Origin of the sequence: Streptomyces qinglanensis, from assembly GCF_900111245.1 — a bacterium.
GTDB lineage: Bacteria > Actinomycetota > Actinomycetes > Streptomycetales > Streptomycetaceae > Streptomyces > Streptomyces qinglanensis.
Genome location: NZ_FOGO01000013.1, coordinates 152,748 through 176,100 on the forward strand (window position 1 = coordinate 152,748; position 23,353 = coordinate 176,100).

Annotated in this window: 17 protein-coding genes; 15 read left to right on the plus strand and 2 right to left on the minus strand. The window is 73.3% G+C overall.

Annotated features, from left to right (window positions below):
- Window positions 1-12: 12 nt before the first annotated feature.
- The 7 genes from BMX65_RS24565 to BMX65_RS24595 all read left to right on the plus strand — a co-directional run bounded on the left by BMX65_RS24565 (window position 13) and on the right by BMX65_RS24595 (window position 8,612).
- A complete protein-coding gene (locus BMX65_RS24565; protein WP_075002529.1) occupies window positions 13-681 on the plus strand; it encodes a DUF4190 domain-containing protein in 669 nt (222 codons plus the stop codon).
- 355 nt (window positions 682-1,036) lie between these two features.
- Complete coding sequence (locus BMX65_RS24570) at window positions 1,037-2,560, plus strand: aminobutyraldehyde dehydrogenase (RefSeq protein ID WP_075002530.1); 1,524 nt, start codon at window positions 1,037-1,039, stop codon at window positions 2,558-2,560.
- A gap of 88 nt (window positions 2,561-2,648) precedes the next feature.
- Window positions 2,649-3,890 (plus strand): polyamine ABC transporter substrate-binding protein, encoded by a 1,242-nt coding sequence (locus BMX65_RS24575; RefSeq protein WP_075002531.1) that lies wholly within the window; start codon window positions 2,649-2,651, stop codon window positions 3,888-3,890.
- A 48-nt stretch (window positions 3,891-3,938) separates the two neighbouring features.
- Window positions 3,939-5,141, plus strand: coding sequence for an ABC transporter ATP-binding protein (locus BMX65_RS24580; RefSeq protein WP_075002532.1), 1,203 nt, complete (start codon window positions 3,939-3,941; stop codon window positions 5,139-5,141).
- The gene (locus tag BMX65_RS24585) at window positions 5,138-6,106 is read left to right on the plus strand and encodes an ABC transporter permease (protein WP_075002533.1); all 969 of its coding nucleotides are present in this window, start codon (window positions 5,138-5,140) and stop codon (window positions 6,104-6,106) included. Before BMX65_RS24580 ends, BMX65_RS24585 begins: the two co-directional genes overlap by 4 nt.
- Window positions 6,106-7,005, plus strand: a complete 900-nt coding sequence (locus tag BMX65_RS24590; protein ID WP_420856836.1) for an ABC transporter permease — start codon at window positions 6,106-6,108, stop codon at window positions 7,003-7,005. Before BMX65_RS24585 ends, BMX65_RS24590 begins: the two co-directional genes overlap by 1 nt.
- Before the next feature lie 176 nt (window positions 7,006-7,181).
- On the plus strand, window positions 7,182-8,612 hold the full coding sequence (locus BMX65_RS24595; protein WP_075002534.1) for an NAD(P)/FAD-dependent oxidoreductase: 1,431 nt from the start codon (window positions 7,182-7,184) through the stop codon (window positions 8,610-8,612).
- A 179-nt stretch (window positions 8,613-8,791) separates the two neighbouring features.
- Here the strand turns inward: BMX65_RS24595 and BMX65_RS24600 are convergent, their stop codons facing one another.
- Window positions 8,792-9,436 (minus strand): phosphatase PAP2 family protein, encoded by a 645-nt coding sequence (locus BMX65_RS24600; RefSeq protein ID WP_239502221.1) that lies wholly within the window; start codon window positions 9,434-9,436, stop codon window positions 8,792-8,794.
- Window positions 9,437-10,004: 568 nt separating this feature from the next.
- The gene (gene gabT / locus BMX65_RS24605; RefSeq protein ID WP_075002535.1) at window positions 10,005-11,363 is read right to left on the minus strand and encodes a 4-aminobutyrate--2-oxoglutarate transaminase; all 1,359 of its coding nucleotides are present in this window, start codon (window positions 11,361-11,363) and stop codon (window positions 10,005-10,007) included.
- A 580-nt stretch (window positions 11,364-11,943) separates the two neighbouring features.
- Here gabT and BMX65_RS24610 point away from each other — a divergent pair.
- The 8 genes from BMX65_RS24610 (at window position 11,944) to BMX65_RS24640 (ending at window position 23,208) form a co-directional block, all read left to right on the plus strand.
- Window positions 11,944-13,995 carry a type IV secretory system conjugative DNA transfer family protein gene (locus BMX65_RS24610; RefSeq protein ID WP_079172057.1) on the plus strand — a complete coding sequence of 684 codons (2,052 nt, stop codon included), beginning with the start codon at window positions 11,944-11,946 and terminating at the stop codon, window positions 13,993-13,995.
- A 72-nt stretch (window positions 13,996-14,067) separates the two neighbouring features.
- Window positions 14,068-16,110 carry a PucR family transcriptional regulator gene (locus BMX65_RS24615; protein ID WP_079172058.1) on the plus strand — a complete coding sequence of 681 codons (2,043 nt, stop codon included), beginning with the start codon at window positions 14,068-14,070 and terminating at the stop codon, window positions 16,108-16,110.
- Window positions 16,111-16,444: 334 nt separating this feature from the next.
- Window positions 16,445-17,899, plus strand: coding sequence for an aldehyde dehydrogenase family protein (locus BMX65_RS24620; RefSeq protein ID WP_075002538.1), 1,455 nt, complete (start codon window positions 16,445-16,447; stop codon window positions 17,897-17,899).
- A gap of 140 nt (window positions 17,900-18,039) precedes the next feature.
- Entirely contained in the window at window positions 18,040-18,630 is a 591-nt protein-coding gene (locus tag BMX65_RS24625; protein ID WP_239502310.1) for a TetR/AcrR family transcriptional regulator, read from the plus strand.
- Window positions 18,627-19,592, plus strand: a complete 966-nt coding sequence (locus BMX65_RS24630) for a phosphotriesterase family protein (RefSeq protein ID WP_107437566.1) — start codon at window positions 18,627-18,629, stop codon at window positions 19,590-19,592. Before BMX65_RS24625 ends, BMX65_RS24630 begins: the two co-directional genes overlap by 4 nt.
- A gap of 233 nt (window positions 19,593-19,825) precedes the next feature.
- Complete coding sequence (locus tag BMX65_RS24635) at window positions 19,826-20,593, plus strand: metallophosphoesterase (protein ID WP_075002540.1); 768 nt, start codon at window positions 19,826-19,828, stop codon at window positions 20,591-20,593.
- 160 nt (window positions 20,594-20,753) lie between these two features.
- Complete coding sequence (locus BMX65_RS33020; RefSeq protein ID WP_162637704.1) at window positions 20,754-20,900, plus strand: hypothetical protein; 147 nt, start codon at window positions 20,754-20,756, stop codon at window positions 20,898-20,900.
- 382 nt (window positions 20,901-21,282) lie between these two features.
- Window positions 21,283-23,208 carry an acyl-CoA dehydrogenase family protein gene (locus BMX65_RS24640; RefSeq protein ID WP_075002541.1) on the plus strand — a complete coding sequence of 642 codons (1,926 nt, stop codon included), beginning with the start codon at window positions 21,283-21,285 and terminating at the stop codon, window positions 23,206-23,208.
- The last annotated feature ends 145 nt before the right edge of the window (window positions 23,209-23,353 follow it).

Consider the following 23,353-nt stretch of genomic DNA (forward strand, 5'->3'; position numbering starts at 1 on the left):
AGAGGGGACGCGATGGACAAGGGGGCGGGACCACTGCCGCCTGCCGGAGCGCCCGGGCAGCCGAGCGGGGGGAGCGACGACGGCCAGGGGAGCGGGAAGCCGCCTCCGATACCCCTGGCCCCGGACGGCCCCGGCCGCTCCTACGGCGTACCGCCCGCGGCGGGGTACCCGCCGCAGGGCGCGCCGGCGGCGCCGGGGCCGTACGGTGGCCACGGCGGCGGACCACCGGGCTACGGCGCGACGGGCGGACATCCGGGCTACGGTGCTCAGCCCGGTGCGGGCGGCGGCTACGGCACGGGAGCCTACGCGCCGTACGGCTGGTACGGACCGCCGCCGCCGGCCGGCAAGTCGGTGGCCGCCATGGTGGTCGGTATCGGCAGCGTGGTGCTGGTCCTCACCTGCTGGGGAAGCTTCCTGGCCGTCCTCTCCTCCCCGGTCGCGCTGGTCCTGGGCGTCAGCGCGCGGCGTGCGGTGGCCAGGGGCGAGCAGGGCGGCAGCGGGCAGGCGATGGCGGGGTTCGTCCTCGGCATCGTCGGACTGGCGCTGGCGGTGATCGTCAGCACGTTCCTGATCCTGGGCCTGACGGTCTGGTCGGACGGTCCCGGCGGCGGGCCGGGGGGCGGCGACGGCGACTCCTTCGACGCGCGGGGCCCCCGGGTGCCGGTCGCGGCGGTGCGCTGAGCGGACTTCCCGAGCGGCACGGCAAAGGGGCGGCCTTCCCGCGGTGGTGCGGGAAGGCCGCCCCTTTGCCGTGCCCTTTTGCCGTGCCCCTTTGCCGTGCCGGTTTGCCGTGCCGGTCCTGTGCCACGCGGGGTGCCGGGCGGGCGTGCAACGCCCACCGGCGAAGGGAAGAGGACCCGGGGAGAGTATCGATTCCGTGGCGTAATCAAAAGATAACTACGGAATCCCTTGTTCGATGCTCGAACCCCTGTCAGGATCTGCTGCCAACAGCGGTCTGGGCCACGGTGCCGGATTACCCGAACCGTGCCGCGGAGCCGCCGGAGCACGCCGCACCCCGCAGTGGTCAGGAGTCCCGATGGTCCAGCGCTTCGATGTGTCCGAGCGGTTCGCCGCGGGCGTCCAGTACGTCGCCGGCAGGCTCGGATCCGGCACCTCGGGCCGCTCGCACGCGATCGTGGACCCCGCGACCGGTGAGGAGGTCCTCCGGTTCGAGCTGGCCGGCGCCGCCGACGTCGACGCGGCGGTCCGCACCGCCCGCGCGGCCCTGCCCGGCTGGGCGGGCGCCACTCCGGCCGAGCGCTCGGAGGCCATGCACCGCTGGGCCGCCCGGCTCGCCGAACTGACCGACGAGTTCGTGTACGCCGAGTCGCTGCAGTGCGGCAAACCGCTCAAGCTCTCCGCCGAGTTCGACGTCCCGGGCTCCTTCGACAACGTCGCCTTCTTCGCGGGCGCCGCCCGCCACCTCGCCGGTGCGGCGGCCGCCGAGTACAGCGGGGAGCACACCTCCTCCGTCCGGCGGGAGCCGCTGGGTGTCATCGGCTCCATCGCTCCGTGGAACTACCCGCTGCAGATGGCGGCCTGGAAGATCCTCCCGGCCGTCGCGGCGGGCAACACCATCGTCCTCAAGCCCTCCGAGCTCACCCCGCTCACCTCCGTGATGTTCGCGCAGGCCGCGGAGGAGGCCGGGGTCCCGGCCGGGGTGATCAACATCGTCACCGGCGCCGGGCCGGACGCGGGCGAGGCGCTCGTCGCCCACCCCGGGGTCGCCATGACCTCCTTCACCGGCTCCACGGCCGTCGGCAGGCGGGTGGCCGAGATCGCCACCACCGCTTCCCGCCCCGCCAAGCGCCTGCACCTCGAACTCGGCGGCAAGGCGCCGTTCCTGGTGTTCGACGACGCGGACCTGGCCGCGGCGGCACACGGCGCGGTCGCGGGCGCCCTGATCAACACCGGCCAGGACTGCACCGCGGCGACCCGGGCCTACGTCCAGCGCCCGCTCTACGACGCCTTCGTCGGCGCCGTCGCCGAACTGATGAAGGCGGTGCGCGTCGGTGACCCGTTCGCGGCGGAGACCGACCTGGGACCGCTGATCTCCCACGCCCAACGCGACCGGGTGGCCGGCTTCGTCGACCGGGCCCGCTCCTACGCCACCGTGGTCACCGGCGGCGAGGTGCCGGGCGGAGAACTCGCCCGGGGCGCCTACTACCGTCCGACGCTGCTCACCGACGCACCGCAGGACAGCGAGGCCGTCCAGCAGGAGATCTTCGGCCCGGTGCTCGTGGTCCTGCCCTTCGACACCGACGACGAGGGGATCGCGCTGGCCAACGACACCCCCTACGGGCTCGCCGCCTCCGCCTGGAGCCGGTCGGTCTTCCGCACCGGGCGGGCCGCACGGGAACTGCAGGCCGGCTGCGTGTGGCTCAACGACCACATCCCGATCATCAGCGAGATGCCGCACGGCGGATACAAGGCGTCCGGCTACGGCAAGGACATGTCCGCCTTCTCGTTCGAGGAATACACCCAGATCAAGCACGTGATGGCCGAGACGACCGGCGCCGTGCGCAAGGACTGGCACCGCACGGTCTTCGGCGACCGCTGACGACCACCGGCCGGCCGACAGCATCCCGCCCGCCCCCGGGGTGCCCCTCCCGCCCCCGCCCCGCCCCCTCCCAGGAAGGCGGTCCCCCATGGACCTGTTCGAAGGACTGCCGGAGCCCGTCGCCAAGGCATGGGAACGCAGTCTGACCACTGGCCGCGCCGCGATGTCCCGGCGCCGGCTGCTGCGCGCCGCCTCCCTCGCCGCCGCCGGCTCCACCCTCGCCGCGTGCGGAATCCCGCCCGCGGCGGGCGACAAGAGCGGCACCGCGCCCGAGGACGCCCCCGACCACTCCCGCGAGGAGAAGGTTCTCAACTTCGCCAACTGGCCCCTGTACATCGACGTCGACGAGAAGAACAAGAAGAAGCGCCCCACTCTCGACCGCTTCGAGCGCGAGAGCGGGATCAAGGTGAAGTACATCGAGGACATCAACGACAACAACGAGTTCTACGGCAAGATCAAGCCGCAGCTCGCCGCAGGCCAGGACACCGGCCGCGACCTGGTGTGCCTCACCGACTGGATGGCCGGCCGCATCATCCGGCAGGGCTGGGCGCAGCGCCTCGACCCGGCGAACCTGCCGCACGCCGTCACCAACCTGGAGGACCGTTTCCGCGCGGCCGCCCACGACCCGGGGCGGCAGTACAGCTACCCGTGGGCGGGCACGGCCTGCGTCGTCGCGTACAACAAGAAGGCCACCAAGGGGAAGAAGGTCACCAGCGTCACCCAACTGCTGGAGGACGAGTCCCTCAAGGGCCGGATATCCATGCTGACGGAGATGACCGACACCATCGGGCTGACCCTGCTCGACATGGGCGTCGACTCCGAGCACTTCTCGGCGGACGACTTCGACGCCGCCGTCGCCCGCATCCAGAAGGCCGTCGACCGCAGGCAGCTGCGGCGCTTCAGCGGCAACGACTACATGGACGAGCTCAACTCCGGTGACATCGCCGCCTGCCTGGCGTGGGCCGGCGACGTCGTACAGCTCCAGTTCGACAACCCGGACGTGGAGTTCGCCGTCCCCGACCAGGGATACCTCTTCGGCACGGACGACCTGCTCGTCCCCGCCAAAGCCCGGCACCGCAGCAACGCCGAGGCACTGATCGACTATTACTACCAGCCCAAGGAGGCCGCCGAACTGGCCGCCTGGGTCAACTACATCTGCCCGGTCACCGGCGCCCAGGCCGAGATGGAGAAGATCGACAAGGAGCTGGCCGACGCTCCGCTGATCTTCCCCGACGCGCGAATGATCGCCAAGGGCAAGAACTTCCGGCCGATGAGCGCCAAGGAAGAAGCCCGCTTCGAGGAGAAGTTCTCCAAGCTCATCGGGGCCTGAGCCGCCCGCGTCCCTGCCCGCGCCAGCCCGCATCCCCGAGGACCGGCCATGACCATCACTCTTTCCGGCATCAGCAAGACTTTCGGCGACGTCACCGCCGTCCAGCCGCTCGACCTCACCGTTCCCGAGGGGACGTTCTTCGCCCTGCTGGGCGCCTCCGGCTGCGGCAAGACCACCACACTGCGCATGATCGCGGGTCTGGAGGAGCCGACCTCCGGCAGCATCCTGCTGGGCGACGAGGACATCACCCGCCTCCCGCCACACAAACGCCCCGTCAACACCGTCTTCCAGAACTACGCGCTCTTCCCGCACCTGGACGTCGCCGAGAACATCGCCTTCGGACTGCGCCGCCGCGGGGTGAAGTCGGTCCGCAAGCAGGTCGCGGAGATGCTCGACCTCGTCCAGCTCGGTGACATGGCCCGCCGCAGACCCCGCCAGCTCTCCGGTGGACAGCAGCAGCGCGTCGCCCTCGCCCGTGCCCTCATCAACCGCCCCCAGGTCCTGCTGCTGGACGAGCCGCTGGGCGCCCTGGACCTGAAGCTGCGCCGCCAGATGCAGCTCGAACTCAAGCGCATCCAGACCGAGGTCGGCATCACCTTCGTGCACGTCACCCACGACCAGGAAGAGGCCATGACCATGGCCGACGGCGTGGCCGTGATGCACGGCGGACGCGTCGTCCAACTCGGGCCGCCCGCCGAGCTGTACGAGAACCCGCGCTCCACCTTCGTCGCCAACTTCCTGGGCACCTCCAACCTGATCGAGGCCGAACTGCTCTCCGGCGCCCCCGCGTCCGGCGGTGCGGCGCCGGAGGCGGGCGCCGGGAACGGTGCCCCGGACGAGGCCGGAGACGGCGCCGAGGTGCGGGTCAAGGTGGTGGAGACCGGCGACCCGCTCCGGCTGCCCGCGGCCCGCTGCTCGGCCGAGAGCGTGCCCCCGGGCGGCAGAGTGCTGGTCGGCGTGCGGCCGGAGAAGATCTCCCTCGCCCGCACCGACGAGGCGGGCACGGTCCCGCCGGAGGTGCCCGACGGCCGCAACCGGCTCACCGGCCGGATCCGGGACGCCAGCTATCTGGGCGTCTCCTGGCAGTACCTCGTCGAGACCCCGACCTGCGAGCTCACCGTCTACGAGCAGAACGTGGAGCGCGACAGCAGACTCGCACCGGGCGCCCACGTCGTCCTGCACTGGCGGCCCGCGCACACCTTCGCGCTGGACGCGGACCAGGACGCGCACGCGGGGGAGGAGGCCCTGTGACCGCCGTGGCCACACCTCCGCCCGCCGGCCCCGCGCCCGGCGCGGCGCCGGGCACCGGCCAGGAGCCCGGCACCGCGGACTCCGCGGGCGGGGGCCGGCGGTCGCGGCGCGGGCTGACCCCGTACTGGCTGCTGCTGCCGGCCGGACTCTGGCTCGCGGTCTTCTTCGTCGCCCCGCTCTTCTACCAGGCGTCCACCTCGGTGCAGAGCGGCTCGCTGGAGGAGGGCTTCCGGGTCACCTGGCAGTTCTCGAACTACACCGACGCGCTGGGCACCTACGGCGAACACTTCCTCCGCTCGTTCGGCTACGCGGCCGTCGCGACGGCGCTGTGCCTGCTCATCGGCTATCCGCTGGCGTACATGATCGCCGTCCGGGCCGGGCGCTGGCGCAACCTGCTTCTGGTCCTGGTGATCGCGCCGTTCTTCACCAGCTTCCTCATCCGTACCCTGGCCTGGAAGACGATCCTCTCCGACGGCGGTCCCGTGGTGGCCGTCCTGAGCTCCCTGCACATCCTGGACGTGACCGGATGGCTGGGGCTGACCGGTGACGACCGCGTCCTGGCCACCCCGCTCGCCGTGGTCTGCGGGCTGACGTACAACTTCCTGCCGTTCATGATCCTGCCGCTCTACAGCTCCCTGGAGCGGATGGACACTTCCCTGCTCGAAGCGGCCCGGGACCTGTACGCCACACCGTCGACGACGTTCCGGAAGGTGACCTTCCCGCTCTCGCTCCCGGGTGTGGTCGCAGGCACGCTGCTCACCTTCATCCCGGCATCCGGCGACTACATCAACGCCCAGCTCCTGGGGTCGCCCAACGAGCAGATGGTCGGCAACGCCATCCAGAAGCAGTTCCTGAACGTTCTCGACTACCCGACGGCGGCAGCGATGTCCTTCATCCTGATGGCGCTCATCCTGATCATGGTCAGCGGCTACCTGCGCAAGGCGGGAACGGAGGAACTGGTCTGATGTCCCCGACCCCGACCCCGGCCCCGTCCCCGACCCCGGCCCCGTCCCCGTCCCCGACCCCGACCCCGGCTGCCCGTGCCGCGGCCCGCCCCGGACCGCTCGCCGCCGCGCTGCGGCTGCTGCGCCGGAACGCCGTCGTCCTGGCGGGATGCGCGGCCCTGGCCTATCTGCTGGTGCCCAACCTGGTCGTCCTGCTGTTCTCCTTCAACAAGCCGGCCGGCCGCTTCAACTACACCTGGCGCACCTTCTCCACCGACGCCTGGACCGACCCCTGCAGCGTCGCCGGGATGTGCAGCGCACTGGGGCTCAGCCTGCAGATCGCGGTGCTGGCCACGCTGATCGCAACAGTCTTCGGCACGTTCGCCGCCTTCGCGCTGGCCCGCTACCGCTTCCGGGGCAAGAGCACCACCAACGCACTGATCTTCCTGCCGATGGCCATGCCCGAAGTCGTGATGGGCGCCTCTCTCGGCACCCTCTTCCTCAACACCCGCGTCGAGTTCGGGTTCATGACGATTCTGATCGCACATGTCATGTTCTGCCTGAGCTTCGTCGTGGTCGCCGTCAAGGCCCGGGTGATGAGCATGGACCCCCGCCTGGAAGAGGCCGCCCGCGACCTCTACGCGGGCCCCTTCCAGACGTTCTGGCGCGTCACCCTGCCGCTCGCCGCACCGGGGATCGCCTCCGGCGCCATGCTCAGCTTCGCCCTGTCGTTCGACGACTTCATCATCACCCAGTTCAACGCCGGCCCCTCGACGGTCACCTTCCCCATGTTCGTCTGGGGCGCCGCACAGCGCGGGGTCCCGGTGCAGGTCAACGTGATCGGCTCGGCGATGTTCGGGCTGGCGCTGGTGATCGTCCTTGCAGGGCAGCTCGCGGCCAACCGCCGCGGCAAGCCCTGACCCTCGCCCCCGGTGAACCGCCCGCGACCGGCACCGGCATCCCGACCAGCACCCTGTCCGGCCGCGCCGGACGCTCGACGCGGCGCCGCGCCTGCCGCGCGCCGCGCGGAGCAGGCAGGAAGAAGGACGACCATGAACGACACCGGGACCGCACATCCGAGCACGACGAGGAGTCGATGACCGTGAGTGATGCCGTGGACTCTCCTGTTGCCCTCCGCTCCCTCGCCGACGCCCGGCCCACCCCCTTCTGGCTGGACGACCCGGCCCACCGCCCCGAGCACCGCCCGGCCCTCGTCGGCGACGAGCACTGCGACCTGCTGGTGGTCGGCGGCGGTTACAGCGGCCTGTGGACCGCGCTGCTCGCCAAGGAGCGGGACCCCGCCCGCGACGTGGTGCTCGTCGAGGGCGAGGAGGTCGGCTGGGCCGCTTCCGGGCGCAACGGCGGCTTCTGTGCGGCCTCGCTCACCCACGGCTTCGGCAACGGCCTCGCCCGCTGGCCCGAGGAGATCGCCGAACTCGAACGGCTGGGACACCGCAACCTGGACGCCATCGAGGAAGCCGTCACCCGCTACGCCATCGACTGCGACTTCGAGCGCACCGGCGAAATCGCCCTGGCCACCGAGCCCTACCAGGTCGCCGAACTGGAGGAATGGGCGCAGCAGGCCGAGGAGCTCGGCGTGGGCGGGGGACTGACCCTGCTCGACCGGGAAGCGGTGCGCGCCGAAGCCGACTCGCCGACCTTCCTGGCCGGACTCTGGGACCGCACCGGAGTCGCCATGGTCAACCCCGCTCGCCTCGCCTGGGGCCTCAAGCGCGCCTGCGAACAGGCCGGTGTCCGCATCCACGAGCACACCCCCGCGACCCGGCTGGACACCCGCGGCGCCGAGATCGCCGTCGCCACCCCCTACGGCCGGGTGTACGCGCGCAGCGTCGCCCTGGGCACCAATGCCTTCCCGTCCCTGCTGCGCCGGGTGCGGCCCTACATCGCCCCCGTCTACGACTACGCGCTGATGACCGAGCCGCTCGACGAGGAGCAGCGGGCGGCGATCAACTGGCACAACCGCCAGGGCCTCAGCGACAGCGCCAACCACTTCCACTACTTCCGCATCACCACCGACAACCGCATCCTGTGGGGCGGCTACGACGTCCTCTACCACTACGGCAGCCGGATCTCCCGCGACTACCACCAGCGTCCCGAGACCTTCGCCAAGCTCGCCCAGCACTTCTTCCGCTGCTTCCCGCAGCTCGAAGGGCTGCGCTTCACCCACAGCTGGGGCGGCGTCATCGACACCTGCTCGCGCTTCTCCCCGTTCTTCGGCACCGCCGCCGACGGCCGCGTCGGCTACGCCGCGGGCTTCACCGGACTCGGCGTCGGCGCCACCCGGTTCGGAGCCGAGGTCATGCTCGACCTGCTCGCAGGCGAGCGCACCGAGCGCACCGCGCTGCGGATGGTGCGCAAGAAGCCGCTCCCGTTCCCGCCCGAGCCGGTGCGCTGGGCCGGGATCGGGCTCACCCAGTGGTCGCTGGCCCGCTCCGACGCGCAGGCCGGGCGGCGCAACTTGTGGCTGAAGGCCATGGACAAGGTGGGCATGGGATTCGACAGCTGACGGCGCCGCCTGCGTGCCCGCCTGCGTGCCCCACGGGGAGGGCGCCTGCCGTGCGACAGCTCCCCGGCGTGCGGAGTGCGACGGGCGTGCGACGGGCGCACGGCGGAGGCACGGCCGGGGCCGGCCGGCGTCCGGCTGCCGGGTGTCGGGGCACCGGCGGACACGGGGTTGCCGGGCGGTCAGGCCCGGGTCGGCGCGCTGCTGCCGTGCGGCCGGTTCCGGCCGGTACACGGCAGGCGGGCGCCGGATCCCAGCCGGTGTGCGGCCGCGCAGGCCACGCACAGCAGCAGCACACTCAGACACCAGCCCGCCAGCACATCCAGCGGCCAGTGGTATCCCCGCCACACCAGTCCGAGCCCGTTGCCGACGACCAGGGCGGCGACCAGCGCCCGCGCCGCCCGGCGCACGGCAGGGGAGAGCCCGCCGCTCAGCAGGAGCAGCGCGCCACCGAGCGCCGCCGCGGTGGTGGCGGCGTGCCCGGACGGGTAGAAGCCTCCACCGCCGGACGGACCGACGCGATCCGTCCACGCCTTCAGGCCCAGCACAAGGGGAACCATCAGCGCCACTGCCGTCCCGTAGCAGACCACCGGCCACCAGCGGCGGCCCCCCGAACGCAGCAGCGACAGCGCCATCGCGGCGGCGAGCAGCGGCAGCGCCACCTCCAGGTTGCCCAGGTCCGAGAGCAGCTCGGCCGGCATCTCCGGCGGCGCCGCCCGGCGCACGGCCGCCCCCAGCTCCTCGTCCCGGCGGACCAGCGCGCCCCCCACCAGCACCTGCCAGGTGCCCAGAAGCAGCAGGAGAGCGCACAGACCGCAGACCGGCACCAGCAGCCGACGACGGCGCGGTGCTCCGGAGCTGGGAGGTGCCGTGAGCGTGGCCGGCCGCCCGGGAACCGGGGGGACAGTTCCAGGGCGGCCGTGTCGACCGGGTTGCCGCCGGTCCCGGGGGGTGTGGGACAAGCGGCTGTCCGATCGGTGAGGAACGTGCGCGAGGGCACGACCGGGCCTGTCTTGGGGAGCGACCGGCTCGGACCGGGAACCCGGAGGTGGCCCTCCGCGCCTCCCGGCGACTCCAGAACCGTACGGCAGCGGCTCGGGCCCCGACAGGCGCATTACGCACCGGACATCGGCCCCGCACACATTCTTCACCGGTGCTGCTCCCCTGCTGGTCACCGCCCGCTCCGGCGGCACGCGGCGCCGGTCCACCCGCGTCGGGGCCACGCTACCGGTCCCGAACGCGGTTGCGGGGAGGACCGGCCGCCCGCAGTGGCCGGTCCTCCCCGCACCCGTCTGCGGCGGCGTGCCGCGTGCCGCGCCGCCGCATGCCGCGAGCCGCCGGCCGGTGGGAAGAACCGGCCGACGGCTCGCTCAGGAGGGCTCGGAGCCCTCGGTCTCACAGGCCCGCGACTGCCTCCTCCAGGACGTCCAGACCCTCGTTGAGCAGGTCCTCACCGATGACCAGCGGCGGCAGGAAGCGCACGACGTTGCCGTAGGTGCCGGTCGTCAGGACGAGCAGGCCCTGCTGGTGGCACGCCTTCGCGAGCGCCGCGGTGGCCTCCGGGTTGGGCTCCTTGCCGCCCGGCTTCACCAGCTCGACGGCGAGCATGGCACCCCGGCCGCGGACATCGCCGATGATCTCGGAGCTCTCCGCCAGCTTCTCCAGCCGCGGCTTCATGATCTCCTCGATGCGCCGGGCCTTGGCGGGGAGGTCGAGCTCGCGCATCGTCTCGATGGAGCCGAGCGCCGCCGCGCACGCCACCGGGTTGCCGCCGTAGGTGCCGCCCAGGCCGCCGCTGTGCGCGGCATCCATGATGTCGGCCCGGCCGGTGACCGCGGCGAGCGGCATGCCGCCCGCGATGCCCTTCGCCGTCGTGATCAGGTCCGGCACGAGGCCCTCGTCCTCACAGGCGAACCACTGGCCCGTGCGGCAGAAGCCGGACTGGATCTCGTCCGCGACGAAGACGATGCCGTTGTCCCGCGCGAACTGCTGGATGCGCGGCAGGAAGCCCTTGGCCGGGACGATGAAGCCGCCCTCGCCCAGCACCGGTTCGATGATGATCGCAGCGACGTTGTCCGGGCCGATCTGCTTGGTGATCTGGTCGATCGCCTGGGCCGCGGCCTCCTCGGCGCAGTTCTCCGGGCCGGTCAGCCAGCGGTAGGGGTAGGCGACCGGGACCCGGTAGACCTCGGGCGCGAACGGGCCGAAGCTGTGCTTGTACGGCATGTTCTTCGAGGTGAGCGCCATCGTCAGGTTGGTGCGGCCGTGGTAGCCGTGGTCGAACACCACGACGGCCTGGCGGCCGGTGTGCGCCCGGGCGATCTTGACGGCGTTCTCCACCGCCTCGGCGCCGGAGTTGAACAGCGCGCTCTTCTTGGCGTGGTCGCCCGGGGTGACCGCGGCCAACTCCTCGCAGACCCGCACGTAGGGCTCGTAGGGGACGACCATCGCGCAGGTGTGGGTGAAGTCGTTGAGCTGCTCGGTGGCCCGGCGCACGACCGCCTCGGCGCTGTTGCCGACCGAGGTCACGGCGATGCCGGAGCCGAAGTCGATGAAGGAGTTGCCGTCCACGTCCTCCAGGACGCCGCCGCCCGCCCGGCGCGCGAAGACCGGCAGCACCGTCCCGATGCCGTTGGCGACCGAGGCCTGCTTGCGGGCCATCAGCTCCTGCGACACAGGCCCGGGGACAGCGGTGACCACACGCCGCTCCTGGGGGAGGGAAGGCCCTCCGGACAGTTCCGTCTTTCCGGTCATAGCGCACTCCTCGGGAGGAACGGGTGTCTGGCACTTCGCAGGCTAGGGGCACGCGGACGGAGGACACATGCACCGCTCCGGAGAAGTGCGGGCCGCGTGTTGGCCACGACGGACATAGGTGTGCGGGTGGCAGGCCGTACCGCCTCGCCTCTCCGCCCGGCCCGGGCACCCGCGTCCGCCCCTGTCCGTCCCTGCCCGTCCCTGCCCGTCCCTGTCCGTCCCTGTCCGCTCCCGTCCGCCCTCGTCCGGCAGCCGGCCCGGCCGCCGGAGGTGTGCGCTCACCGCCGCTCTCCGCGGGCCCCGCCGCCAGGCCCGGGCCAACTGACATGGTCAGCCGCTAGATTGGGGGGCAGGAGGGCGCCGGTCGGGTACCGGACCGGCGCGTCGGGGCGTCAGGGAGCTGAGGCAGCACATGGACATGGGGCTTCCCCACCGGAAGCAGGGCACAGGCAGCACGCACCACACTGCCCCCACCCCCACCGGCCACCCTGCGGTCCCACCCCAACCCCCCCAACCCTCCGCACCCCCCGACACGAGCGCCGGCCCCCGGGTCCCCGGCGTGGAGGCGGGCCCTCCACCCATGCCCTCCGGCGCCCCCCAGGGCGGCCCCCCGCTCGCGGACTGGCTGCGCCTGCCCCGCCCGGAGGCGGCCCCGGGCGTATGGCGCTGCGGCTACGAACAGCGCCCACCGGAAGACCCCGACCGCACCCCCGCCCGCCAGCTCGTCAGCGGCGCCCTCATCTCCTTCCTCATGGGGTGGCTGCTGTGGTCGCTGCTGTGGAACGGGTATCTGGGAAAGTTCTGGCTGTGGCCCCTCTTCGCCATGACCCCCGACGCCGTCGGATCGGGTCGTAAGTTCCTCGCCTACAGCTACTACGCGCTGGTCGCTGTCGCCCTCATCTTCTTCTTCGGCCGTATCGGCCGCTGGGACGAGCTGGCCCGCCGGAGCCTGACCCGGTTGAAGCGCCGGGGCGGACCCGGCCCGGGGGGCGTCGTGCCGGACGGTCGAACGGAACACGCACCCGTCCCCCCACCGCACCTCGACCCCGCCCAATGGCCTGAGCTGCGGGCCGGTGGTGCCGGGCGGGCGGCCGAGGTGCTGGCCGGGGAGCTGGGCGCCGGCCGGATGACGGATGTGGACCATGCTCGGCTGGAGCGCGCGTGGCAGACCGTACGGGCGCGGCCGCAGCGGCTGGAGGCGTTCGTCGAGAGTGTGCTCGCGCAGGGCGCGGAGGCGTGCGCGCACCCGTCGGGGGCCCGGGACCTGTCGGTGCGGGCGGCCCGGCACGATCTGTCGCTGCGCCAGGTCCGCATCGGGCGGGCCGCCGACTCCGAGCGCAATCCGCACGAGTACCGCGGGGCCGGTATCGCGCTGGACCCCTCGTTGCTGGGCACGTCCGCGCTGGCCGTCGGCCCGCCCGGCACCGGCAAGACGAGCAGGCTGGCCCGCCCGGTGGTGGAGTCGCTCTGTCTGCAGGCGCTGGCCGGGCAGGCGGCGGTGATCGCGGTGAGTCCGGCGGGTTCGCAGTTCGTGCGCGACGACTCCTTCGACCTCGTCATCCGGGTCGGGCACTCGGGCTCGACGCACGACCTGGACCTGTACGGCGGTACGACGGATCCGGACGAGGCCGCGGGGATGCTCGCCGAGGGGCTGGTGGGGGACCTGGCCGCCGCGCTGCCGGGTGGCGACAGCCGCCGCGCGGCGACGTCGCTGGCCCAGCTCATCGGTCCGTTCGCCGCGGTGCACGGCCGGTTTCCCACCGTCCCCGAGCTGCGCGAACTGCTGGACGGCGGTCCGGGCGCGCTCGACGCGCTGCGGGAGGCACTGCGGGCCGAGGGGCAGGGCGGGCAGCTCCGGGAGCTGGACGCCTTCGAGCGGCAGTCCGGGCGCGCGGGGGACATCGCCGCGCTGCTGGCTGACCGGATCGCGCTGCTGGACCGGCCCGCCTTCGCCGACTTCTTCCTGCCCGAGGGCAGCCCGAAGGCGGCGGGTCGGCGTCCGTTCTCGCTGCGTGCGCTGGAGCATCCGCTGCGGGTCCGGGTGGACCTGCCCGAGCGGGGGCACGCGGAGGCGTCGCGGATCCTGGCCCGGCTGCTCCTCGCGCAGTTCACCGAGTGCGCCGTGGCGCGGGGTGACCAGTCGCTCTTCGCCTGCCTGGTGCTGGACGACGCGGCGCAGACCGTCACCCCGCAGGCGCTGCGGGGCCTGCAGCGGCTGCGCTCGGTGCACGCGGGCGTGCTGCTGACGCTGCGGGCGCTGGACGATGTGCCCGAACCGCTCCGCGGGCCGCTGCTCGGTGCCGTGGGGTGCCGGATGGTGTGTGCGGGTGTCACCCCGTGGGATGCCGAGCGGTTCGCCGAGGCGTGGGGTACCGAGTGGGTGCAGACCCGTACGGTCACCAATCGGCAGCTGGTCTCGGACGAGCCCGTCACCCGGGTCCTGCACGCGGTGCGGCGGCTGGCGACGGGCAAGCACGTGACGGCCGAGTCGGTGACCGTGCGCAGTGAGCAGCGGGAGCGCTGGTCCGCCTCCGACCTGGCCAACGAGCTGCAGCCGGAGCACGCCGTGCTGTCCGTGACCACGGTCCGCGGGGAACGGACGCCGCCGATCCTGACGAAGCTGGGGGAGTGACGCGCGTCCCGTTCCAGGGGCGTACATCGGGGGGCCCGAATGCGGGCCGGCGGCTGTACGGTGAAGTGCGTTATGCCACCGACTCTTGCCGCGCTCGTCCAGAACTCCGCGCTCCGCCTCTCCGTGCTCGCGGGGCACGGGAGGCTGGATGCCACCGTGCGGTGGGCGCACTCCAGTGAGCTGGCCGATCCGACCCCGTACATGGACGGCGGAGAGCTCATCCTCTTCACGGGGCTCAAGCTCGACGCGGACGACCGCGGCGCGATGCGCGCCTATGTGGACAAGCTGGTGAGCAAGGGCGTGGTCGGGCTCGGCTTCGCGGCGGGTGTCAACTACGAAGGGGTACCGCAGGCCCTGGTCGACGCCTGCCGGGGTGCGGACCTCCCGCTGCTCGAGGTGCCCAGGCGTACCCCGTTCATCGCGATCAGCAAGGCGGTGTCGGCGGACATCGCCGCCGAGCAGTACCGCGCGGTGAGCGCCGGGTTCGATGCGCAGCGTGAGATGACCCGCGCCGCGCTCTCCCGGGAGGGTCCCTCCGCGCTGCTCGCGCGGCTTGCCTCGCAGGTCGACGGGTGGGCGGCGCTCTATGACGCCTCCGGTTCGGTGGTCGCCACGGCGCCGGCCTGGGCGGTGCGCCGGGCGACCCGCTTCGTCGGCGACGCCGAGCGGTTGCGGGACCGTCCCGCGCCCGCCAGCGCGGTGGTCAGCGAGGGGGACGGTGGGGACGACCGGGTCGAACTCCAGTCGATCGGCAGCGGGCGCCGTGCCAAGGCGGTACTGGCCGTCGGGACGGCGGCGCCATTGGGTACGGCCGAGCGCTATGCCGTGAACTCCGCCATCGCGCTGCTGACCCTGACCATGGAGCGGTCCCGGGCGCTGCAGGAGGCGGAGCAGCGGCTGGGTGCCGCGGTGCTCAAGATGCTGCTCGTCGGCGAGGGCGAGCATGCTCGTGCGGTGGCCGGGCAGCTCTACGGCGGCCTGCTGGACGCCCCGATGCGGGTGATCGTCGCGGAACCGGCGTCGGCGGCTGCCGCGAGGTTCGCGCAGGAGGGCATCGCGGCGGTGCAGTCGGCCCAGTCCGCCGGGCCGCCCCCGGTGCCCACGGCCTCCGCGGTCCGGCCGTCGTCGTCGGCACCCGCCGGGTATCTGGCGCGCGCGGGTGAGCTGTGCGGGCTGGCCGACCTGGCAGCCGCGGCGGGCACTCCCACGGTGGTGCCCGCGTCGTCCGAGGCGGCGCGGCCCGGCGGCGTGAAGGCGTCCACCAGGGCGTCCGCCAGGTCTTCCGCCAAGCAGTCCGTGCAGCCGTCCGCCGCCCGGCCGTCCGCGGCGCAGTCGGCAGCCTCGAAGCAGGCCGCCGGGAAGCCGTCGGCCGCCGGCGCGTGGGACGGTTCGACAGGGGCGGCCACCGGGGCGGGGGCTTCCGCAGCCTCCGGTGTGGTGGTCGGCGCGGGAGGCCCGCAGGCCGACCCGTCGGACACGGGGCGGCTGAGCCGCATCGTCTGGCCGCTCGAGGAGCTCGCGGATGCGGTCGAGACCGCTGCGGCGCGCAACGGCGAGGCGGTGCTGGTGGTGCCGGACGGGGCGCGGCTGGTCGTGCTGGCGTCGGACGGCGGCGCGGCGGTGGCCGGGTGCGCGGAGTTCGCCGGGACGGCGTCCGCGGCGCAGCCCGGACGGCGGTCCGGCGGGGGCGGCGAGGAGGGGCTGGCCATCGGCGTCTCGGCTCCGGTCGGTCTGGCCGCGGCCGCGGTCGCCTTCAAGCAGGCCGACCAGGCGCTGTCGGTCGCCCGGCGGCGCGGGGTGGCGTTGGTGGAACACGAGGACGTCGCCGCGGGGTCGGTGCTGCCGCTGCTGGCCGACGACGCCGTCCGCGCCTTCGCCGACGGGCTGCTGCGCGCGCTGCGGGAGCACGACGCGAACGGCAGGGGCGACCTGGTGGCGTCGCTGCGCGCCTGGCTGTCCCGGCACGGGCAGTGGGACGCTGCGGCGGCCGAACTCGGTGTGCACCGCCACACGCTGCGGTACCGCATGCGCCGGGTGGAGGAGATCCTGGGCCGTTCCCTCGACGACCCGGATGTGCGCATGGAGCTCTGGCTGGCCCTCAAGGCCACCGGCTGAACCCCGCGGACCGGCTGCTCCGCCCGGCGCGGCGCATCGCCGGGGGAGCCGACGGGCACTCCGAGGTGTCGTCGATCCCGTCACCGAGTCGTCGCCGGTCCGGCTGCCGCGGAGCCGACCGGGGAGCCCCCGGTGGTCGCCGTCCTGGGGGCCGCGTCGGGTACCGGGGCGTACGGGGACAACTCACGCGGACCGGAGCGCGCCGCGTACAGTGACAATCCGTATGACGGCACACGCGAAATACTCCACCCTGGCGAAGAAGCGGACGGGCTGCGACGCCCTACCGTGGACGCTGGAACCGAGGCACTCTCCCGCATCCGGAAGGCGATCCGCCGTGACGACAGCGACTTCTCCGCACGCATTCTGGCTCGCCGGCCGCAAGGCCACCGGCGACACCACGCTCGACGTCACCTCGCCCTGGGACGGCAGGCACGTCGGCACCGTCAGCATCCCCACCTCCGCGCAGGTGGAGGAGGCCGTGGCCGCCGCCGCCGCGGTGGCCGGTGAGTTCTCCGCCACCCCCGCGCATGTCCGCGCCGCCGCGCTGGACCACCTCACCCGCCGCCTCGTGGAGCGCACGGACGAGATCGCCGAGCTGATCTCCGCGGAGAACGGCAAGCCGATGAAGTGGGCGCGCGGTGAGGTGGGCCGCTGCATCTCCGTCTTCCGCTGGGCGGCGGAGGAGGCCCGCCGCTTCAACGGGGGCGAGGCGCAGCGTCTGGACTCGGACGCGGGCGGCACGGGCCGGCTGGCCTTCACCCGCCGCTTCCCCTACGGCCCGGTCCTGGGGATCGCGCCGTTCAACTTCCCCCTCAACCTGTGCGCCCACAAGGTCGCCCCGGCGCTCGCCGTGGGCACCCCGATCATCCTCAAGCCGGCGCCCGCCACCCCGCTGTCCGGGCTGATCCTCGGTGAGCTGCTGGCCGAGACGGACCTGCCCGCGGGGTCCTGGTCGGTGCTGCCGGTGCCGAACGAGCAGATGCCGGGCCTGGTGCAGGACGAGCGGCTGCCGATCATCTCCTTCACGGGTTCGGCGCCGGTCGGCTGGTCGATCCTGGACTCCGCACCGCGCAAGCGCGTCACCCTGGAGCTGGGCGGCAACGGCGCGGCGGTCGTGCTGGCCGACTACGCCTCCGAGGCGGATCTGGACTGGGCGGCCCAGCGCATCGCGACCTTCTCCAACTACCAGGCGGGCCAGTCCTGCATCTCGGTCCAGCGGGTCGTCGCCGACGCCTCGGTCTATGACCGGCTGGTCCCCAAGGTCGTGGCGGCCGTCGAGGCGCTCACCACCGGTGACCCCTCGGACGAGGCGACCGATGTGGGCCCGCTGGTGAGCGAGGACGCCGCACGCCGGGTCGAGTCGTGGATCGGCGAGGCCGTCTCGCGCGGTGCCAAGGTGCTCACGGGCGGCAAGCGGGACGGCGCCTCCGTGGAGCCGACGGTGCTGGAGAACGTGCCCGCCGACACGCAGATCGGCTGCGAGGAGGTCTTCGGGCCCGTCATGTCGTTCGTGAAGGTGAACGGCGAGCAGGAGGCGTTCGAGACCGTCAACGACTCCAGGTACGGTCTGCAGGCCGGTCTGTTCACCCACGACGTGCAGGCGGCCTTCCGTGCGCACCGCGCGTTGGAGGTCGGCGGTGTCGTCGTCGGCGACGTGCCGTCCTACCGGGCCGACCAGATGCCCTACGGCGGCGTCAAGGACTCCGGCGTGGGCCGCGAGGGCGTGCGGTTCGCGATGGAGGACTACACCTACGAGCGCGTCATGGTGCTCACCGGTCTCGACCTCTGAGCCGGTCCCTTTCCGGCGTTGCATGCTGCCGGGTGCTGCTGCGGAATCGCGGCAGCACCCGGCAGCGGTGTGTCGGGGCGGGCACGGTCTCTGCACGCCGGTCGGCCTCTTCTGTACCTACCAGTATGTACACTGCGGGTATGGACGGTGAGGACACGGCGGGCAGGCTGATCGAGGCCACCCAGGAACTCCTGTGGGAGCGCGGATACGTGGGCACGAGTCCGCGGGCCGTCCAGCGGCGTGCCGGGGTGGGTCAGGGCAGCATGTACCACCACTTCGGCGGCAAGCCCGACCTGGCCCGGGCCGCCGTGCACAGGAGCGCGGAGGAGATGCAGGCCCGGGCCGAGGCGGACCTCTCCGGCGCGGGCGGTGCGCTGGGGAGGGTGCGTGCCTACCTGACCCGCGAGCGCGCGGTGCTGCGCGGCTGCCGGGTCGGCGGACTCGCCCAGGACCCGGACGTGGTCGCCGACCCCGGACTGCGGGCCCCGCTGCAGGAGACCTTCGACCGGCTCCGCGCCCGCCTGGCGGAGGTGCTCGAAGAAGGCCGCGCCGACGGTGAGTTCCGGCCGGACCTCGACCCGGCGGGAACAGCGGCCACCGTCGTCGCCGTCGTCCAGGGCGGCTACGTGCTCGCCCGGTCGGCAGGGCATCCCGGGCCGTTCCACGAGGCTGTCGACGGTCTGCTGCGCCTCCTGGACGCACACGCGGCCGAGCCGGACACCCGCCCGTGACCGGTGAGCGCACCGGGGCCGCAGCCGGCCCGCACGCGGAGACCGGCCCGCCCGGGTACGGCCCGGCGGTACGCACCGTCGAAGGCGACCTTCCCGGAGCGGAGCTGGGCGTCTGCGACGCCCACGACCACCTCTTCCTGCGCAGCCCGCGGCTGCCGGGGCAGGAACTGGCCGACCCGGACGCCGCGGAGCAGCAGTTGCGCGCATTCGCCGAGCACGGCGGCCGCAGCCTCGTGCAGTGGACGCCCCATGGCCTGGGCCGCCACTCCGGCGCGCTGGCCGACCTGGCCCGGCGCACCGGCGTGCGGCTCGTCGCCGCGACCGGGCTGCACCAGGCCCAGCACTACACCGGGGAGCTGCCGTCCGATCCGGCGGCCCTCTTCGTGCAGGAGCTGACCCGCGGGATGCGCGGCGGGGTGTGCGGCGAGGCGCCGCGGGCCGGTCTGATCAAGGTCGCCGGTGACTTCCACGGGCTCGGCCGGCACGCGCGGTGGACGATGGCCGCCGCGGCCGAGGCGCACCGGGCGACGGGGGCGCCGATCGCGGTGCACCTGGAGCTGGGCACCGGCGCAGCCGAGGTGCTGGACTTCCTGTGCGGGCAGCAGGAGGTGCCGCCCTCCGGTGTGCTGCTGGGCCACCTGGGGCGGTGCCCGGACCCGCGGATGCAGCGGGCGGCGGCCGCCTCCGGTGCCTGGTTGGTCTTCGACGGGCCTTCGCGCACCCACCATGCGACCGACTGGCGCCTCTTCGACAGCCTCGCCGAACTGCTGGAGCGCGGGCACGGGGACCGGGTGCTGATGGGCGGCGACACCGTCACGGCGACGGCCCGCGCAGAGACAGGGGTGCCGTATGTGGCGCGCACCCTGCGTCCCCGCGTCGCCGACGAGTTGGGCGCTGCCGCGGCGCGGCAGATCTTCGAGGTCAACCCTCGGCGCGCTTTCGCCGTCCACTGGAAGGACTGAGCAGCCGAACCCGCTCGAGCACGCCGCCAGGAACCGAGTACGACCCGAACCGAGCCGGACCCGGACCGAGTCGAGTACGGCCCGAACCGGGCCCGGCGGGCCCTGCACCGGGCGGCCGGCCGGATCCGGAGGGAGCAGTTCCGTCCCGGCCCGGAGAGCCGGACCCCCGGTTCCCCGGCCGCCGCCGACCGGCGCGGCCCCGCCGCATCCCACGACCGAGTGAGGACCCACTCATGTTCACCTTCGCGCAGTTCAGCGACATCCACCTCGGCCAGGACCGGGGCGACGGCGGCACACGCGCCCGCGAACGCACCGAGCGCGTGCTGGCCTGCCTCTCGCGCGTGCTCGACGGGCTCGACGCCGTCCTGCTCACGGGGGACATCGCCGATCACGGCCGGGAGGAGGAGTACACACTGGCGGCGAAGCTGTTCGCCGACCACGGCGTGCAGCCGCTGATCTGCCCCGGCAACCACGACGTGCGCGGCGCCTACCGCGCGGTGCTGCAGAACGGCGACGCCGCCGACGCCTCGCCCGTCGACGAGGTGCACCGGCTGCCCGGCGCCACCTTCCTGATGTGCGACTCCAGCGTGCCCGGGAAGGGGCACGGCCGTCTCGACGACGCCACGCTCGACTGGCTCGACCGGGAGCTCGCCGGGACGCCGGACGACGCGCCCGCGTTCGTCTGCTTCCACCATCCGCCCGCACCGCTGTACGGCCAGTACGTCGACCCCATCCGGCAGTTCGGCGAGGAACGGCTGGCCGAGGTCGTCGGCAGGCACGGCACCGTGGCGGGGCTGCTGTGCGGGCACAGCCACACCCCGGCCGTGACCACCTTCGCGGGGGTGCCGCTGGTCGCCGCACCCGGTGTGGTCTCCACGCTGAAGATGCCCTGGGAGGGCGAGGAGGGCGGGCCGATCGACTACACGCTGCCCCCGATGATCGCCTTCCACGTCCTCGACGACGACGGCAGGTTGACCACCCACTTCCGGGTCGTCCCCTGAGCCGGACACGGTCCCGGGCACCGGAACCCGCGAGAGCGGGCGGCTGCCGCAAGCCGCCGCTTCGCGCCGGGCGGCCGCACTACAGTGCTCGGGGGAACGTGATTCCGGGATACTCGTGTGCGATACGCGGAGCCGGGGGCCCGCGGGAGGGGTGGGGGCCATGCGTCTGGGCAAGGGATGGCAGCACCGGCGGATCTGCCGCGTCCTGACCGTCGGCGTGGCGGCTGTGGCACTGCTGCTGCTGATCGTCACCGTCGTACTGACACTCGGAGGCCATCCGGCCGCCGGGAGCAGCGGCACGCCCTGAGGCGCTCCGCGGCCGCGGATTCCGCTGCCCGCGCCCTGTCCCCCGGGCCCGGGCGGGGCGCTCTGCCCGTCATCCGACAGTGCGCCGGGCGCGTGCGCCGGCCGGCACCGTTCTGCGGCGCTCCCGGGCGAGGGGAGGCCGGCCCTTCGCGCGGCAGGTTCACCGCACAGGTCGGCGCGACGCCCCGATCCGGTCCGGCGGACAGCCCGGCCGGCGGTGCGGGGGAGCTTCTCCTGCGCGGCGTCTGGTAGGTCCGGAGCGAATCGGGTACATACGACCGAGTAGTACCCGGCGGTGGTCCGGACCCGGCAGCCCGGTCGGCTCCCCGCCGGTACCGTCCCGCACCGCGTGTCCGCCTCCACACCGTTTCGAGGTGAGCGAGATGACCGTCTCCGAGCGTGAAGCACGCGAAGTCGCCGAGGCAGCCCGGGAGAAGGACTGGCGCAAGCCCAGCTTCGCCAAGGAGCTGTTCCTCGGCCGCTTCCGCCTCGACCTCATCCACCCGCACCCGGAACCGGCGGCCGAGGACGTCGCACGGGGCGAGGAATTCCTGGGCCGCCTGCGCGAGTTCGCCGCTTCGAAGATCGACGGAGCGCTGATCGAGCGCGAGTCCCGGATCCCGGACGAGGTGCTCGGCGGGCTCAAGGAGCTCGGCGCGCTCGGCATGAAGATCGGCACCGAGTACGGGGGCCTGGGGCTCACCCAGGTGTACTACAACAAGGCGCTCGCGCTCGTCAGCTCCGCCAGCCCCGCGGTCGGAGCCCTGCTCTCGGCGCACCAGTCCATCGGCGTGCCGCAGCCGGTGAAGCTGTTCGGCAGCCCGCAGCAGAAGGACGCCTACCTGCCGCGCTGCGCGCGCACCGACATCTCCGCCTTCCTGCTGACCGAGCCGGACGTGGGATCCGACCCGGCGCGGCTGGCGACGACGGCCGTCCCGGACGGGGACGACTACGTCCTCGACGGCGTGAAGCTGTGGACGACCAACGGGGTGATCGCCGACCTGCTGGTGGTCATGGCCCGCGTCCCCGAGCCGGACGCCGACGACCCGCGGCGCGCCGAGGGCCACCGGGGCGGCATCTCGGCCTTCGTCGTCGAGGCCGGCTCCGAGGGCATCACCGTCGAGAACCGCAACGCCTTCATGGGGCTGCGCGGCATCGAGAACGGCGTCACCCGCTTCCACCGGGTGCGGGTCCCGGCCGCCAACCGGATCGGTCCCGAGGGCGCCGGGCTCAAGATCGCGCTGACCACCCTGAACACGGGCCGGCTGTCGCTGCCCGCCACCTGCGCGGGCAGCGGGAAGTGGTGTCTGAAAATCGCCCGCGAGTGGTCCCGGGAACGGGTCCAGTGGGGCAGGCCGGTCGCCGAGCACGAGGCCGTCGGCAGCAAGATCTCCTTCATCGCGGCGACCACCTTCGCCCTGGAGGCGGTGTTGGACCTGTCCTCGCAGATGGCGGACGAGGACCGCAACGACATCCGGATCGAGGCCGCCCTCGCCAAGCTCTACGGCAGCGAGATGGCCTGGCGGATGGCGGACGAACTGGTGCAGATCCGCGGCGGCCGGGGCTACGAGACCGCCGAGTCGCTCGCGGCCCGCGGCGAACGCGGCGTGCCGGCCGAGCAGTTGCTGCGCGACCTGCGGATCAACCGCATCTTCGAGGGCTCGACCGAGATCATGCACCTGCTGATCGCGCGGGAGGCCGTGGACGCGCATCTGTCCGTGGCCGGCGACCTGATCGACCCGGACAAGACGCTCGCCGACAAGAGCAGGGCGGCCGTCGGTGCGGGCGCGTTCTACGCGAAATGGCTGCCCGGACTGGTCGCCGGGCCCGGCCGGATGCCGGGCGCCTACGGTGAGTTCGCAGCCCTCGCGGGGCATCTGCGCTACATCGAGCGCGCCGCCCGCAAGCTGGCCCGCTCCACCTTCTACGCCATGTCCAGGTGGCAGGGCCGGATGGAGACGAAGCAGGGGTTCCTCGGCCGCATCGTCGACATCGGCGCCGAGCTGTTCGCGATGAGCGCCGCGTGCGTGCGGGCCGAGAAGCTGCGGCGGGACGGCACCGAGGGGCAGGCGGCACACCAACTGGCGGACGCGTTCTGCCGGCAGTCCCGCCTCCGCGTCGAAGAACTCTTCGGACGTCTGTGGAGCAACACGGACGACCTGGACGGCACGGTCGTCCGCCAGGTCCTGGACGGGGCCTACACCTGGCTGGAGGAAGGCGTCGTCGACGCGTCCACCGAGGGCCCCTGGATCGCCGACGCCGCGCCCGGACCCGCCGGGAGGGAGAACGTGCACCGCCGCGTCCCGTGACCGGCCCCCTCCGGGCGCCCCGGGGCCGGCGGGCGGTGGAGCCCGGCAGCCCCGGAGTGCCGGGCGTCCCCGCGCGCGTGCCGGATTCCCGCGTGCACCCGGCTCCGCCCCGGTGCGCTGTCCGGTCCCGTCCGGGGAGCGGACA

Excerpts from the sequence above, each read along its gene's own strand:
- BMX65_RS24565 (WP_075002529.1), top strand. The coding sequence starts at position 13 with ATGGACAAGGGGGCGGGACCACTGCCGCCTGCCGGAGCGCCCGGGCAG.
- BMX65_RS24570 (WP_075002530.1), top strand. The coding sequence starts at position 1,037 with ATGGTCCAGCGCTTCGATGTGTCCGAGCGGTTCGCCGCGGGCGTCCAG.
- BMX65_RS24575 (WP_075002531.1), top strand. The coding sequence starts at position 2,649 with ATGGACCTGTTCGAAGGACTGCCGGAGCCCGTCGCCAAGGCATGGGAA.
- BMX65_RS24580 (WP_075002532.1), top strand. The coding sequence starts at position 3,939 with ATGACCATCACTCTTTCCGGCATCAGCAAGACTTTCGGCGACGTCACC.
- BMX65_RS24590 (WP_420856836.1), top strand. The coding sequence starts at position 6,106 with ATGTCCCCGACCCCGACCCCGGCCCCGTCCCCGACCCCGGCCCCGTCC.
- BMX65_RS24595 (WP_075002534.1), top strand. The coding sequence starts at position 7,182 with ATGACCGTGAGTGATGCCGTGGACTCTCCTGTTGCCCTCCGCTCCCTC.
- gabT (WP_075002535.1), bottom strand. The coding sequence starts at position 11,363 with ATGACCGGAAAGACGGAACTGTCCGGAGGGCCTTCCCTCCCCCAGGAG.
- BMX65_RS24610 (WP_079172057.1), top strand. The coding sequence starts at position 11,944 with ATGCCCTCCGGCGCCCCCCAGGGCGGCCCCCCGCTCGCGGACTGGCTG.
- BMX65_RS24615 (WP_079172058.1), top strand. The coding sequence starts at position 14,068 with ATGCCACCGACTCTTGCCGCGCTCGTCCAGAACTCCGCGCTCCGCCTC.
- BMX65_RS24625 (WP_239502310.1), top strand. The coding sequence starts at position 18,040 with ATGGACGGTGAGGACACGGCGGGCAGGCTGATCGAGGCCACCCAGGAA.
- BMX65_RS24635 (WP_075002540.1), top strand. The coding sequence starts at position 19,826 with ATGTTCACCTTCGCGCAGTTCAGCGACATCCACCTCGGCCAGGACCGG.
- BMX65_RS33020 (WP_162637704.1), top strand. The coding sequence starts at position 20,754 with ATGCGTCTGGGCAAGGGATGGCAGCACCGGCGGATCTGCCGCGTCCTG.
- BMX65_RS24640 (WP_075002541.1), top strand. The coding sequence starts at position 21,283 with ATGACCGTCTCCGAGCGTGAAGCACGCGAAGTCGCCGAGGCAGCCCGG.